General features: G+C 69.5%; 10 protein-coding genes. 4 read left to right on the top strand and 6 right to left on the bottom strand.

Going from position 1 to position 14078, the window contains the following annotated elements:
* Positions 1 to 291: 291 nt before the first annotated feature.
* Positions 292 to 2997 (top strand): phosphoenolpyruvate carboxylase, encoded by a 2706-nt coding sequence (ppc, locus tag D8I30_RS05725; protein ID WP_121481888.1) that lies wholly within the window; start codon positions 292 to 294, stop codon positions 2995 to 2997.
* Here ppc and D8I30_RS05720 read toward each other — a convergent pair whose 3' ends face one another.
* Positions 2998 to 3963 (bottom strand): magnesium and cobalt transport protein CorA, encoded by a 966-nt coding sequence (locus tag D8I30_RS05720; RefSeq protein WP_121481887.1) that lies wholly within the window; start codon positions 3961 to 3963, stop codon positions 2998 to 3000.
* A 195-nt stretch (positions 3964 to 4158) separates the two neighbouring features.
* A complete protein-coding gene (locus D8I30_RS05715; RefSeq protein ID WP_121481886.1) occupies positions 4159 to 6330 on the bottom strand; it encodes a M3 family metallopeptidase in 2172 nt (723 codons plus the stop codon).
* 124 nt (positions 6331 to 6454) lie between these two features.
* Between D8I30_RS05715 and D8I30_RS05710 the strand changes: the two genes are divergently transcribed.
* Positions 6455 to 7318: a glutamate racemase gene (locus tag D8I30_RS05710; protein WP_121481885.1), complete on the top strand. Its 864-nt coding sequence runs from the start codon at positions 6455 to 6457 to the stop codon at positions 7316 to 7318.
* Between the two features lie 183 nt (positions 7319 to 7501).
* Here the strand turns inward: D8I30_RS05710 and D8I30_RS05705 are convergent, their stop codons facing one another.
* Entirely contained in the window at positions 7502 to 8005 is a 504-nt protein-coding gene (locus tag D8I30_RS05705; protein WP_121481884.1) for an S-type pyocin family protein, read from the bottom strand.
* Between the two features lie 123 nt (positions 8006 to 8128).
* On the opposite strand from D8I30_RS05705, the gene coaBC reads away from it, so the two are divergent.
* Both coaBC and dut read left to right on the top strand, forming a co-directional pair.
* Positions 8129 to 9367 carry a bifunctional phosphopantothenoylcysteine decarboxylase/phosphopantothenate--cysteine ligase CoaBC gene (coaBC, locus tag D8I30_RS05700; RefSeq protein WP_121481883.1) on the top strand — a complete coding sequence of 413 codons (1239 nt, stop codon included), beginning with the start codon at positions 8129 to 8131 and terminating at the stop codon, positions 9365 to 9367.
* 11 nt (positions 9368 to 9378) lie between these two features.
* Positions 9379 to 9828, top strand: coding sequence for a dUTP diphosphatase (gene dut, locus D8I30_RS05695; RefSeq protein WP_121481882.1), 450 nt, complete (start codon positions 9379 to 9381; stop codon positions 9826 to 9828).
* A gap of 87 nt (positions 9829 to 9915) precedes the next feature.
* On the opposite strand, the gene dapB is transcribed toward dut, so the two are convergent.
* The 3 genes from dapB to dnaK all read right to left on the bottom strand — a co-directional run bounded on the left by dapB (position 9916) and on the right by dnaK (position 13951).
* Positions 9916 to 10665, bottom strand: coding sequence for a 4-hydroxy-tetrahydrodipicolinate reductase (gene dapB / locus D8I30_RS05690; protein ID WP_121481881.1), 750 nt, complete (start codon positions 10663 to 10665; stop codon positions 9916 to 9918).
* A complete protein-coding gene (gene dnaJ, locus D8I30_RS05685) occupies positions 10662 to 11867 on the bottom strand; it encodes a molecular chaperone DnaJ (RefSeq protein WP_121481880.1) in 1206 nt (401 codons plus the stop codon). The genes dapB and dnaJ overlap by 4 nt, the downstream gene beginning before the upstream one ends.
* A gap of 179 nt (positions 11868 to 12046) precedes the next feature.
* Entirely contained in the window at positions 12047 to 13951 is a 1905-nt protein-coding gene (dnaK, locus tag D8I30_RS05680) for a molecular chaperone DnaK (protein ID WP_121481879.1), read from the bottom strand.
* Positions 13952 to 14078 lie beyond the last annotated feature (127 nt).

Genomic DNA, 14078 nt, shown 5'->3' with positions numbered 1-14078 from the left:
GCAAGGCGGAGTCGATAGGCTTGTCGCCTTGAGGACGCACGCAGAACGTCTCGCCAGTCGTCATTCTCGAGCTTGTCCCGAGAATCCATAAACACGACGCGCTATATCAAGGCGCGGCGCGGGACGAGCGAAGACCTGAGTTTCTGGATCCCCGGGACAAAGCCCGGGGATGACGGGAGGGAACAGGACGGCGCCGCCACACAAAGGGTTTCTGCGTTGCCGCATGGACTGGCGCGCTCGGATTTCATTGATACGGTCCCTGTCCGGCCTCCCCGCTGAGAGACGCCTAGCATGACCCAAGCCTCGGAGTTTCCCCACGATCGCCTCCGCGAGGAGGTCCGGCTGCTGGGCGCCCTGCTCGGCGAGGTGATCCGCGACGAGGGCGGACAGGCCCTCTACGACCGCATCGAGGCGGTGCGCCGCGCCTCGGTGGCCTATCACCGCGACCCGGCCTCGCACGACGCGGCCGAGCTGGAGCGGCTGCTGGGCCAGCTGTCGCTGGATCAGGCCGTCGGCCTGGTGCACGGCTTCGCCGCCTTCTCCCTGCTGGCCAATGTCGCCGAGGATCGGGCGGGCAAGCGCCGCGCCCAGGCCCAGGCCGAGGCGGGCGAGCGGGCCGACACCCCCGAAGGCGCGCTGAAGCGCCTGGCCGAGGCGGGCGCGGGCGCCGATCAGGTGCGCGACCTGCTGGGGCGGGCCCTGATCTCGCCAGTCCTGACCGCCCACCCGTCCGAGGTGCGGCGCAAGAGCGTGATCGACCGCATCGCCGCCGTCGGCGACCTTCTGGACGGCTGCGACCGTGACGGCGTCGCCTGCGATCCCGAAACGTTGAAGGCGGCCCTGCGCCGCCAGATCGTCATCCTGTGGGCCACGCGGCTGACCCGGGCCTCGGCCCTGGTGGTGCAGGACGAGATCGACACCGTGGTCGACTGGCTGCAGCGCATCTTCCTGCATGTCGCCCCGGCCCAGCTGGCCGAGTGGCGGCGCCTGCTGGAGGCGCCCGACCTGGCGCCCTTCGTGCGCATCGGCTCCTGGGTCGGCGGCGACCGCGACGGCAACCCGAACGTCGACGCCGACACCCTGCGCGCCGCTTTCCGCAGTCAGGCCCGCGCCGCGCTCGGCTTCTATCTGGACGAGGTGCACGCCCTGGGCGCCGAGCTCAGCCTGTCGATCGACCTGACCCGCGTCACGCCCGAGCTGCTGGCCCTTTCGCAAGCGTCGGGCGACGCCTCCATCCAGCGGGCGGACGAGCCCTATCGCCGGGCGCTCAGCCAGATCTACGCCCGCCTGTCGGCGGCCTATCCGGTCCTGACCGGCGAGCCGACGCCGCGCCCCGCCCGCTTCGCCGCGCCCCCCTACGACGGCCCCGACGCCTTCCGCGCCGACCTGGCCGTGCTGCACGACAGCCTGGTGCGGACTCACGGCGCCGTCTTCGCCGACGACCGGCTGGCGCGGCTGATCACGGCGGCGGATATATTCGGCTTCCACATGGCGACGCTGGACCTGCGCCAGAACTCGGACGTGCATCAGCGCGTGGTCGCCGACCTGCTGAAGGTTGCCGGCGTCTGCGCCAACTACGCCGCCCTGGATGAGACGGAGCGCCTGGCGGTGCTCGCGCGTGAACTGACCAGCCCCCGCCCCCTCTTCTCTCCGTTTGCGGACTATGCGCCCGAGACGCGGAAGGAGCGCGCCATCCTTGAGGCCGCCGCCGAGGCCCTGGCGACCTTCGGCCCGCAGGCGATCCGCACCCACATCGTGTCCAAGACCGACGCCGCCTCAGACATGCTGGAGGTCTATCTGCTGCTCAAGGAAGTCGGCCTCTACGATCCGGCCAAGCCTTCCGCCTGCCCGATCCAGGCCGTCCCCCTGTTCGAGACCATCGACGACCTGCGGGCCGCCCGCGCCACGCTCGAGCGCGTCCTCGCCGAGCCGTCTGCCCGCGCCGTGGCCGAGGCGCGCGGGGTGCAGGAGGTGATGATCGGCTATTCCGACAGCAACAAGGACGGCTCCTACCTGACCTCGGGCTGGGAGCTGCACGAGGCCTCGCGCGCCCTGCTGGAAGTCGCCCGCGCGGCGGGGGTGCGGCTGCAACTGTTCCACGGCCGGGGCGGCGCCGTCGGGCGCGGCGGCGGCTCCGCCTTCTCGGCCGTGCTGGGCCAGCCCGGCGGGACCGTCGCGGGCCGCATCCGCGTCACCGAACAGGGCGAGGTCATCGCCAACAAATACGGCGAGCCGGAGGTGGCGCGGCGCAACCTCGACGCCCTGACCTGCGGGACTTTGCTGGCCTCGCTGGGGCCGCAGTCCGACGCGGGCCACAGCGCCCGCTACGGCGAGACGGCGGCGCGGCTGTCGGCCGCCTCGATGACGGCCTATCGCGCCCTGGTCTATGACACGCCCGGCTTCGTCGACTATTTCCGCGCCGCCACCCCCATCGCCGAGATCGCCGACCTGAAGATCGGCTCGCGTCCCGCCAGCCGCACGGCCTCCCCCGCCATCGAGGACCTGCGCGCCATCCCCTGGGTATTCAGCTGGTCGCAGTCGCGGGTCATGCTGCCCGGCTGGTTCGGCTTCGGCTCGGCGGTCCGAGGCGAGGACCCGGTCGAACTGCGCGCCATGGCCGAGGCCTGGCCCTTCTTCCGCACCGTGGTGCAGAACATGGAGATGGTCATGGCCAAGGCCGACATGGCCATCGCCCGCCGCTATGCGAGCCTGGTCCCCGACGCCGCCCTGGCCGAGCGCCTCCACGCCGCCATCCTCGCCGAATGGGATCGGACGGTCGCCGCCGTCCTGTCGATCACCGGCCAGGACCGGCTGCTGGGCGGCCAGCCCGAGCTCAGCCGCCTGATCCGCCAGCGCATGCCCTATGTCGAGCCGCTGAACCACGTCCAGGTCGAGCTGATCCGCCGCCGCCGGGCGGGCGACGACGACCCGCGCGTGCGCAACGGCATCCTTCTGGCCATCAACGGGGTGGCGGCGGGCCTCCGGAACAGCGGCTGATCACAGCCATTTGGTGCGCTTGAAGGTGACGTAGAGGCCCAGGCAGATGACTGCGATCAGCCCCATCGCCGCCGGATAGCCGTAGGTCCAGCGCAGCTCGGGCATGTGGTCGAAATTCATGCCGTAGATGCCGGCCACCGCCGTCGGGGTGGCCAGAATGGCGGCCCAGGCGGCCAGCTTGCGGGTGATGACGCCCTGGCGCTGCTGCTCCAACAGGTTGGACACTTCGAACACCGAGGCCAGGATGTCGCGCAGGGCCGCCGCCCGGCTGGCGACGCGCCGCACATGGTCGGCCACGTCGCGGAAATAGGGCCGCACCTCGCGGTCGATACAGGGCAGGTCCAGCGACTGCAGCTTGTTCGCCACCTCCTCCATCGGCCCCAGCACCCGGCTGAACTTCACCAGTTCGCGACGCAGGTGGAACAGGCGGGTGATGTCGGCGCGCGACAGGAAACGGTCCAGCGCCACCTGCTCCATCTCCAGCACGCTGTCCTCGATGGCGTCGACGATGGGGACGTAGCCGTCGACGATGAAGTCCAGCACCGCGTGCAGGATGAAGTCCGCCCCGTGGCGCAGCTGGTGCGGCGAGGCCTCCAGCTGGGCGCGCAGTTGGGTATGGGCGCGGGCTGAGCCGTGGCGGATGGTGATGACGTAGCTGGGGCCGACGAATACGTGGGTCTCGCCGTAGAGGATGCGGTCGCCCTTGGCCTGGGCCGTGCGGGCGACGATGAAGAGTTCCGAGCCATAGACCTCCAGCTTGGGGATCTGGTGCGCCGTCAGGGCGTCCTCGACCGCCAGGGGGTGCAGGTGGAAACGCCGCACCAGGACGTCGAACTCCTCGTCCGTCGGCTCGTGCAGGCCGATCCAGAGGTATTCGCCCTCGGCCAGGGCCAGGCCCTGGTCGGTCAGCGGCGCCGCGCGCACCCGCTTGCCGTCCTTGTAGACGTAGGAGGCGACGACGCTCATGCGTTTTCCTTTGGCTGGACTACACGGCCAAGGCTTAGCACAGCGGCCCGCCCTGGGTCCTCAATCCTGACACCCGCTCATCCCGGCGGACGCCGGGATGAGCGGAAAAGAAAAGGCCCGGCGGATCGCTCCACCGGGCCTTTCCAGTCTCAGCGCCTAACGGGCCTCAAGCAGGCCGAAGGCCGATAGGCCCCCTTAAGAGACCGGGAAGCCCCGCACCTTCAGCAGGGCCGTCACGTCGGGGTTGCGGCCGCGGAAGCGGCGATAGGCCTCGGCGCGGTCCGTGGTGTTGCCCTCGGCCAGGATGATGGCCTTGTAGCGGGCGCCGATGTCCGGGTTGAAGACATCGCCGGACTCCTCGAAATAGGCCCAGGTGTCGGCGTCCATCACTTCCGACCACAGGTAGGAGTAGTAGCCGGCCGAATAGGCGTCCGAGGTGAACAGGTGATTGAACTGCGGCAGGCGGTGCCGCATCACGATCTCCTTGGGCATGCCCAGACGCTTCAGGCTGTCGCGCTCGAAGGCGTCGATGTCGGTCGGCGGCGTGGCCTGGGTGTGCAGGTCCATGTCGACCAGGGCCGACGACAGGTAGGACACCGTCGTATAGCCCTGGTTGAAGGTGGCCGCGGCCTCGATCTTCTCGACCAGGGCCTGGGGCATGGGCTGGCCGGTTTCTACGTGCTTCAGGAAGCCGTCGATGATCGGACGCGACAGCACCCAGTGCTCGTGCACCTGCGACGGATATTCGACGTAGTCGCGCGGCGTGCCGGCCAGGGCCGGGTAGCGCACCTGCGACGACAGCGAGTGCAGGGCGTGGCCGAACTCGTGGAACAGGGTCTCGGCGTCGTCCAGGGAGATCAGCAGCGGACCGCTGGCGGCCTTGATGAAGTTGTTGTTGTTCGAGGCCAGGACGTTCTTCACGCCGTCATAGGTCGAGTACGACCGGTAGGTCGTGGCCCAGGCGCCCGACCGCTTGCCCGAGCGGGCGAAGTCGTCGGAGTAGAACAGGCCGACGTGCGAGCCGTCCGCCTTGTTCTTGACCTCGAACACCTCGACGTCCGGGTGGAAGACCGGCACCGAGCCGTCGGTCACCTTGTGGAAGGTGAAGCCGTACAGGCGCTCGGCCATGTAGAAGGCGCCGCGCTTGACGTTGTTCAGCTCGAGGTACGGCTTCATCTCGTTCTGATCGAGGTCGTACTTCGCCTTGCGGACCTTCTCGGCGTAGTAGAGGTAGTCCCACGGCTCGATGTCGTGGCCGGCGATCGCCTTCATGTCGGCGACTTCCTCGGCGACGCGGGCCTTGGCCGGGGCCCAGACGCGCTCCATCAGCTCCATGGCCGCCGCGGGGGTCTTGGCCATGGTGTCCTGCATGCGCCATTCGGCGTGGTTGGCGAAGCCGAGCAGCTTGGCGCGCTGCTGACGCAGGTCGACGATCTGGGCGATCGTCGCATTGGTGTCATTGGCGTCGCCGTTGTCGCCGCGGTTGACGAACTTCTTCCACACCTGCTCGCGCAGGGCGCGGTCGTCGGCGAACGACAGGAAGGGGTCGACGCTGGAGCGGGTGTTGTTGATGGCCCAGCCGCTGAGGCCGTGGGCCTGGGCTGCGGCCGCGGCGGCGGCCTTGTTGGAGGCCGGCAGGCCGGCGACCCCGGCCTCGTTCGGGATATGGGTCCAGGTCTTCTCGTCCTCGACCACCTTCTGGCCGAAGCTGGTGAAGGCGTTGGACAGGGCGGTGTTGATGCGGCCCAGCTCGGCCTTGCCGGCGGCGTCCAGGGCGGCGCCGTTGCGGATGAAGCTGTCGCGGCTGCGCTCGGCCAGGCGCGTCTGTTCGGCCGTGAGGCCCATGGCGGCGGCGTTGTCGGCCACCGACTTGATGCGGGCGAACAGGCGGGTGTTGAAGGTCGTCTCGTCGCTGGCGGCCGACAGGATCGGCGACACTTCACGGGCCAGGTTCTGATACTCGGCCGAGCCGATGTTGGAGGTCATGACGCCGAAGATCGCCATGGCCCGGCTCTGCGGCTCGCCGGCCATCTGCATGGCGACCAGGGTGTTGGCGAAGGTCGCCGGCTCGGGGTTGTCGGCGATGGCGTTGATCTCGGCGCGGCGCAGCTCAATGCCTTCGAGGATGGCTTCGCGCAGCTTGGCGGCGGTCACCTTGTCCCACGGCGGCACGCCCTCGTAGGGGCCGGTCCAGGCCTGCAGAAGTTCGGCGCGCGGCGCGGTCGTCGGCAGGACGGCGCGCGCGATGCGGGCCTCGTCCGCGGTCGGTGCGGCGCCGCTCGTTCCGGCCGCCAGAGCGCCGGCCGAAGCGCAGCCCGACAGGGCGAAGAGGCTCGCGCCCCCGATGAGAAGATGGCGTCTGTGCATCCGGTACTCCCAACCTTTTAAACGTTGTCGCGCGACCCTGGACCCGGTGGCACGAGCCGACACGTGCATTCGCTGTAATGCTAACCATTGGACGACGGAACCCCAGGGGGCTAAACGCCGCGACATGGCCATAGGCGTTTTCGACTCCGGCGTGGGGGGCCTGACGGTCCACCGCGAACTCACCACCCGCTTTCCCACGCGGGACTTCATCTACCTGGGCGACCAGGCCCACGCCCCCTATGGCGGGCGGAACGGCGAGGAGATCGTCGAGCTGACGCGCGCCGGATGCGAGCGTCTGTTCGAGGCGGGCGCCTCCCTGGTCGTGCTGGCCTGCAACACGGCCTCGGCCATCGCCCTGCGCCGTCTGCAGCAGACGTGGATCCCGGGGCTGCGCGAAAAACTGGGCCGTCCGGTCAACGTCCTGGGCATCATCGTCCCGACCATCGAAGCGGCCACCGGCCTGCCCTGGTCCTATGAGGCCGAGCGCGACGGGCGGCTGGAAGGCCAGAAGAAGCAGGCGATCGACGTCACCGGCGTCTTCTGCACCGCCGCCACGGCCATGAGCCGGGTCTATGAGATCGAGATCGACAAGCGCCGCGACGATCTGGCCGTCTTCACCGAGGCCTGTCCCGGCCTGGCGGGGCTGATCGAGCTGGGCGCCCCGCCGGAGGAGCTGAAGGTGGTGGTCGACGACCACGTCGACGCCCTGCGCCGCCGCATCGGCCGCCACCCGGACAAGGCCATCCTGGGCTGCACCCACTATGAGATCGTCGCCGACCTGTTCGCCCAGGCCCTGCCCGTCGGCGTCCAGGTCATCAGCCAGCCGACGGCCGTGGCCGACTCGCTGGAGCGCTATTTCGAGCGCCACCCGGAATACGACCTGGGTTCGTCCGGCCGCCGCGACTTCCTGACCACCGGAACGCCCGGCCCGCAGTCGGATCTGGTGGCCCAGTTCTGGGGCGAGCCCCTGACCTTCGACAAGGCCTGAGACGGAGCGCCGCCCGCGCCGCGTCCTGTTCGCCGTCATCCTCGGGCTTGACCCGAGGATCGAGCGAGGAGCGTGCACGACGCCGGACGCAGACGTGTCGGTCGCGGGCCATCCGACGCCAAGGCGGAGCCGACGGCTGGATTCTCGGGTCAAGCCCGAGGATGACGGCGTAGGGGTCGAGCCCTACTCCTCCGCCCGCGCGGTCTCGCGCCGCTGGCCGAAGGTCGGTGCCCGTTCCTTCTGCTGCACCCAATAGGTCGGGCCGTCGTCGGGCTTGAACATGGTGCGCGGCACGCCCTTGCGGTCGGTCACGGCGAAGGTGTTGGTCGAGGCCTGATAGAAGAGGGTGTCGCCGTTGGCCCGCTTGACCGTCTCCGTCCCCGGCGGAACGTTTTCGGTGAAGGCCTTCACCTTCCGCAGATAGTCGTCCGCCGAATTGGCCCCGAAGGCGGCGCCGTTGCGTTCATACAGGCGCTGAATCTTGGCGTCGGCGGTCTCGCGCCGGTTGGCGGTGACCGAGGGCTTGGCCTCGGGCAAGGCCGCCTCCTCCGCCGCCGTCGCCGCAATCAGGCCGACCGGCTCGGCCGCGCCTCGCTCCCGCGTCTCGACCGCCGAGCCGCCATTGTCGCATCCCGCCAGCATCAAAGCCGCCGTCGCGGCCAGCCCCGCCGCCATTCGCATCCGCATGGGTCATGCCTCCCTGAACACCCCGCCGAACGCAGTTAGGCATAAGTTTCTTGTTCCCGCAATGTTCCAGTTGCGAACCGCTTTGTCTCGACGGCGTCATGCGGCGCCGCTAGAGATTCCCTCATGACCGCATCCTCGCTTTCCGGCCGCAAGGTCCTGCTGATCGTCGGCGGCGGCATCGCCGCCTATAAGGCGCTGGAGCTGATCCGCCTGCTGAGGAAGGCCGGAGCCGAGGTGATGAGCGTCCTGACCAAGGCCGGGGCCGAGTTCGTCACCCCCATGTCCCTGGCCGCCCTGACCGGCCATCCGGTGCGCCAGGACCTGTTCATGCCCGACGACGAGACGGCCATGGGCCACATCGAACTGTCGCGCTGGGCCGACCTGGTGGTCGTGGCGCCGGCGACGGCCGGGCTGATCGCCAAGGCGGCCAACGGCCTGGCCGACGACCTGGCCTCGACCACGCTTCTGGCCACCGACAAGAAGACGCTGCTGGCCCCGGCCATGAACGTGCGCATGTGGCAGCACCCGGCGGTCCAGGCCAATGTCCAACGGCTCATGGGCTTCGACGGCTTCCACGGCGCAGCCGTGGTCGGCCCCGACGAGGGCGAGATGGCCTGCGGCGAGTTCGGCCCCGGCCGCATGGCCGAGCCGCCCGTCATCCTGGACGCCATCGCCCGCCTGCTGGCCGGGCCGGACGGGCGGCCCCTGGCGGGACGCAAGGCGGTCGTCACCGCCGGACCGACCTTCGAGCCGATCGACCCGGTGCGCGGCCTGACCAACCGCTCCAGCGGCAAGCAGGGCTACGCCGTCGCCGCCGCCCTGGCCGACCTGGGCGCCGAGGTGACCCTGATCTCCGGGCCCGTGGCCCTGGACGCCCCGGTCGGCGTGACCCGCGTCTGGGTGGAGGCCGCGACCGAGATGAAGGCCGCCGTGGAAGCGGCCCTGAACGCTTCTGATCGCCCTGCCGACATCGCGGTGATGAGCGCCGCCGTGGCCGACTGGCGCATCGACGGCGTCTCCACCGGCAAGATCAAGAAGAAGCCGGGCGGCCCGCCGTCCCTGGCCCTGATCGAGAACCCCGACATCCTGGCGGGCGTGTCCGCGCCCGGCCCGAAGCGGCCGAAACTGGTGGTCGGCTTCGCCGCCGAGACCAGCGACCTGGAGGCCAACGCCCGCGCCAAGCTGTCCAAGAAGGGCTGCGACTGGATCGTCGGCAACGACGTCTCGGGCGAGGTCTTCGGCTCGGACGGCAACGCCGTGACCCTGTTCACCCGGGACGGCGCCGAACCCTGGCCGCGCCAGTCCAAGACCGAGGTGGCGCGCAAGCTCGCCCTGCGCATCGCCGATCACTTCAAGGCCTAAAGAGACCCTGCATGACCACCGTCCGCGTCGAACGCCTGCCCCATGCCGAAGGCCTGCCCCTGCCCGCCTATGAGACGACCGGTTCGGCCGGCATGGACCTGCGCGCGGCCGTGGCCGAGGTCGAGACCCTCGTCCTGGAGCCGGGCCAGCGCCGCCTGATTCCCACCGGGCTGAAGATCGCCCTGGAGCCGGGCTATGAGGCCCAGGTGCGGCCGCGCTCGGGCCTGGCGCTGAAGCATGGCGTCACCTGCCTGAACGCCCCCGGCACCATCGACAGCGACTATCGCGGCGAGGTCGGGGTCATCCTGATCAACCACGGCGAGCTGCCGTTCGAGATCCGGCGCGGCGAGCGCATCGCCCAGCTGGTCGTTGCGCCCTACACCCAGGCCGTCATGGCCGAGGTCGAGGCCCTGGACGAGACCGCGCGCGGCGCCGGCGGCTTCGGCTCCACGGGCAAATAGGGCCGAGACGCAAGCCATGTGACGGCGCTCAAGCAGCGCGCCGCCGCGCGGCGAGCGATAGCGCAGGGCGCGCCAGCGCCCCCGGCATCACGCCTGGCGGAAGCCCAGGACATCCTGCATGTCGTAGAGGCCGGGGCGGCGGTTGCGCACCCAGGCGGCGGCGGCCACCGCGCCCTTGGCGAACAGGCTGCGGTCCATGGCCGAGTGCGACAGGGTCAGCATCTCGTCTTCGGAGGCGAACATGACAGTGTGCTCGCCGATCACGCCCCCCGCCCTCAGGGAGGCGAAGCCGATCTTGCCCGGCTCGCGCGGGCCGGTGATGCCGTCGTAGGGGGCGCTGCGCAGCGCCTCCAGGTCATGGCCCCGACCGTTGGCGGCCGCTTCGCCCAGCATCAGGGCCGTGCCCGAGGGGGCGTCGACCTTGCGCCGGTGATGGGTCTCCAGCACCTCGATGTCCCAGTCGCGCGCGTCGAGCCGCAGGGCCGCGTGTTCGACCAGGCCGATCAGGATGTTCACGCCGAGCGAGAAGTTGCCGCTCATGACGATGGCGATCTTCTCGGCGGCGGCCTCGATCTCGGCCTCCTGCTCGGGCGTCAGGCCGGTGGAGCCGATGACCAGGGCGGGCGCGCCCGCCTCGGCGCAGGCGCGCGCCAGGGCGACCGAGGCCTCGGGCGTCGAGAAGTCGATGATGACGTCGCACAGCTTCAGGTCGACGGTCTCGCCGCGATCGAAACGGGCGGCGACCACCACGTCCTCGCGGGCGTCCAGAACCTGAGAAACGGCGCGGCCCATGCGGCCCCGGGCGCCGGAGATGCCGGCGTGGAAGATGTCGCTCACGCGGTCTCTTTCGGATTGTCGGCGTCGCCGCCCAGGATGTCGGCCCAGAAGCGCTTGGCCTTGCCGGCGAAGCTGGTGTTGCGCGGGGTCTGGCTCTCGCCCAGCGACGCGGCCAGTTCGGCCAGAAGCTCCTTCTGGCGCGCGTTCAGATCGGTCGGCGTCTCGACGAACAGCTCGACCACCAGGTCGCCGCGGCCGCGCCCGTTCAGGTGCGGCATGCCCTTGCCCTTGATGCGGACGGTCTTGCCGGTCTGGGCGCCCGCGGGCACCTCGACCGGGGCCTTGCACTTGCCGTCGCAGGCGTCCGAGATCAGGCACGGGGCGTCCACGACGCCGCCCAGGGCCGCCACCGTCATCGGCACCGGAACCGTGACCAGCAGGTCCAGGTTGTCGCGCTCGAACAGTTCGTGCGGCGTCACCGACAGGAAGACATAGAGGTCGCCGCGCGGGCCGCCGCGCTGGCCCGCCTCGCCCTCGCCCGACAGGCGGATGCGCGAGCCGTCGTCCACGCCCGCCGGGACCTTGAGGCTGAGCTTGCGGGTCTTGCGGACCTGGCCGTGGCCCCGGCAGGTGGTGCAGGGGTCGGCGATCATCTCGCCCGAACCGCCGCAGCGGGGACAGGTGCGCTCAACCTGGAAGAAGCCGTTGGCCTGGCGCACGCGCCCGGCGCCGCCGCAGGTGTTGCAGATGGTCGGCTTGGTGCCCGCCTTGGCGCCCGAGCCGTCGCAGACCTCGCAAGCCATCAGGGTCGGGATGGCGATCTCGACCTCGGCGCCCTGATAGGCCTGCTCCAGCGTGATCTCCAGGTCGTAGCGCAGGTCCGAGCCGCGACGCGGCCCGTGGTTCTGCCGCCCGCCGCCCCGGCCGCCGAAGGCGTCCCCGAAGGCGTCGCCGAACACCTGGGAGAAGATGTCGTTGATGTCGTGGAAGCCCGCACCGCCCTGGCCGAAGGGGTTGCCCCCGCCCGCGCCGCCGCCGTTCACGCCCGCGTGGCCGAAGCGGTCATAGGCGGCGCGCTTCTGCTCGTCCGACAGGACGGTGTAGGCCTCGGAGATTTCCTTGAAGCGGGCCACGGACTCTTCGGAGCCGCCATTGCGGTCCGGGTGGTGCTCCATCGCCAGCTTGCGATAGGCGCTCTTCAGCGCGGCCGCATCGACCGTCCGTTCGACGCCCAGGATTTCGTAATAGTCACGTTGCGCCATCAGGCGTTCGTCCTCTTACCGTTCCCGCCGCGTTGGACCTCTCTGAAGCGGAGGCGTTCCGTTCGCGGATGACCGACAGACCCTGACTGACATGGGCGCCCGGTCGCATGATGCAAGTTTCATGAAACGGCCCCGCCTGCCGTCGGGCAAACGGGGCCGCCTGTCATGAAGACGCCGGATCAGGCGTCCTTCTTCTCGTCCGTGTCCGAGACTTCCTCGAACTCGGCGTCGACCACGCCGTCGTCGGCCGGCTGGCCTTCGGCGCCGTCAGCCCCGCCCTGCTGGGCGGCGTACATGGCCTCGCCCAGCTTCATCGAAGCCTGGGCCAGCGCATTGGTCTTCTCACGGATGGCCTCGGGGTCCGTGCCGTCCTTGGCCGACTTCAGATCGTCCAGAGCCGACTGGATGGTCGCCTTGGTCGCGTCGTCGATCTTGTCGCCGTGCTCCGACAGGGCCTTCTCGGTCGAGTGGATCAGGCTGTCGGCGCCGTTCTGGGCCTCGACCAGTTCCTTGCGGGCCTTGTCGGCCGCGGCGTTGGCCTCGGCTTCCTTGACCATCTGGTCGATGTCGGCGTCCGACAGGCCGCCGTTGGCCTGGATGCGGATCGACTGCTCCTTGTTGGTCGCCTTGTCCTTGGCGGTGACGTGGACGATGCCGTTGGCGTCGATGTCGAAGGCGACCTCGATCTGCGGCATGCCGCGCGGCGCCGGCGGGATCCCCATCAGGTCGAACTGACCCAGGATCTTGTTGTCGGCGGCCATCGGGCGCTCGCCCTGGAAGACGCGGATCGTCACGGCCGACTGATTGTCGTCAGCGGTCGAGAAGGTCTGGGCCTTCTTGGTCGGGATGGTCGTGTTGCGCTCGATCAGCGGGGTGAACACGCCGCCCAGGGTCTCGATGCCCAGGGTCAGCGGGGTCACGTCCAGCAGCAGCACGTCCTTGACGTCGCCTTGCAGCACGCCCGCCTGAACCGCGGCGCCCAGGGCCACGACCTCGTCCGGGTTCACGCCCTTGTGCGGCTCCTTGCCGAAGAAGGCCTTCACGGCCTCCTGCACCTTGGGCATGCGGGTCATGCCGCCGACCAGCACCACTTCATCGATGTCCGAGGCCTTCAGGCCGGCGTCGGCCAGGGCCTTCTTGCACGGCTCGATGGTGCGGGCGACCAGGTCGTCGACCAGGGCTTCCAGCTTGGCGCGCGACAGCTTGATGTTCAGGTGCAGCGGGCCCGACTGGTTCATGGTGATGAACGGCAGGTTGACCTCGTACTGGGTCGTCGAGGACAGCTCCTTCTTGGCCTTTTCAGCCTCTTCCTTCAGGCGCTGCAGGGCCAGCTTGTCCGAGCGCAGGTCGACGCCCTGCTCCTTCTTGAACTCGTCGGCCAGGTAGTCGACCAGACGCATGTCGAAGTCTTCACCGCCCAGGAAGGTGTCGCCGTTGGTCGACTTCACCTCGAACACGCCGTCGCCGATCTCCAGGATCGAGACGTCGAAGGTGCCGCCGCCCAGGTCATAGACGGCGATCTTCTGACCATCGTTCTTCTCAAGACCATAGGCCAGGGCCGCCGCGGTCGGCTCGTTGATGATGCGCAGGACTTCCAGACCGGCGATCTTGCCGGCGTCCTTGGTCGCCTGACGCTGGGCGTCGTTGAAATAGGCGGGAACGGTGATGACGGCCTGGGTGACCTTCTCGCCTAGATAGGCCTCGGCGGCCTCCTTCATCTTGCCCAGGGTGAAGGCCGAGACTTGCTGGGGCGAATAATCCTTGCCGTGGGCGCGGACCCAGGCGTCGCCGTTCGGACCCTTGACGATGTCGAAGGGCACCATGCCCTTGTCCTTGGCCACCACCGGGTCGTCATAGTTGCGGCCGATCAGGCGCTTGATGGCGAAGAAGGTGTTGGCGGGGTTGGTCACCGCCTGACGGCGCGCCGGCTGGCCGACGAGAATCTCGCCGCCGTCCTGAATCGCGACCACCGACGGGGTGGTGCGGGCGCCTTCGGCGTTCTCAATGACCTTGGGGTTCTTGCCGTCCATGACGGCGACGCACGAGTTGGTCGTGCCGAGGTCGATGCCGATGATCTTGGCCATGGGCTTGTCTTTTTCACTCCTTGCGGCGGGCGGTGCGGCGGCCTTGGAAACAAGCGCCGCGCGTGACCGCCCCCTGACGGGCTTCTGAAGAAATGCCGCGCCGGACGACGCCCGGCTTGGCGGTGAA

The sequence above is a fragment of the Brevundimonas naejangsanensis genome (genome assembly GCF_003627995.1).
Classification (GTDB): Bacteria; Pseudomonadota; Alphaproteobacteria; order Caulobacterales; family Caulobacteraceae; genus Brevundimonas; species Brevundimonas naejangsanensis_B.
The sequence above is the reverse complement of the archived record's forward strand: the minus strand, read 5'-3'. Positions and strand labels throughout refer to the sequence as shown.

Bases quoted from the DNA above. Each gene is read 5' to 3' on its own strand.
- ppc (WP_121481888.1), top strand. From the start codon at position 292: ATGACCCAAGCCTCGGAGTTTCCCCACGATCGCCTCCGCGAGGAGGTC.
- D8I30_RS05720 (WP_121481887.1), bottom strand. From the start codon at position 3,963: ATGAGCGTCGTCGCCTCCTACGTCTACAAGGACGGCAAGCGGGTGCGC.
- D8I30_RS05715 (WP_121481886.1), bottom strand. From the start codon at position 6,330: ATGCACAGACGCCATCTTCTCATCGGGGGCGCGAGCCTCTTCGCCCTG.
- D8I30_RS05710 (WP_121481885.1), top strand. From the start codon at position 6,455: ATGGCCATAGGCGTTTTCGACTCCGGCGTGGGGGGCCTGACGGTCCAC.
- D8I30_RS05705 (WP_121481884.1), bottom strand. From the start codon at position 8,005: ATGCGGATGCGAATGGCGGCGGGGCTGGCCGCGACGGCGGCTTTGATG.
- coaBC (WP_121481883.1), top strand. From the start codon at position 8,129: ATGACCGCATCCTCGCTTTCCGGCCGCAAGGTCCTGCTGATCGTCGGC.
- dut (WP_121481882.1), top strand. From the start codon at position 9,379: ATGACCACCGTCCGCGTCGAACGCCTGCCCCATGCCGAAGGCCTGCCC.
- dnaJ (WP_121481880.1), bottom strand. From the start codon at position 11,867: ATGGCGCAACGTGACTATTACGAAATCCTGGGCGTCGAACGGACGGTC.
- dnaK (WP_121481879.1), bottom strand. From the start codon at position 13,951: ATGGCCAAGATCATCGGCATCGACCTCGGCACGACCAACTCGTGCGTC.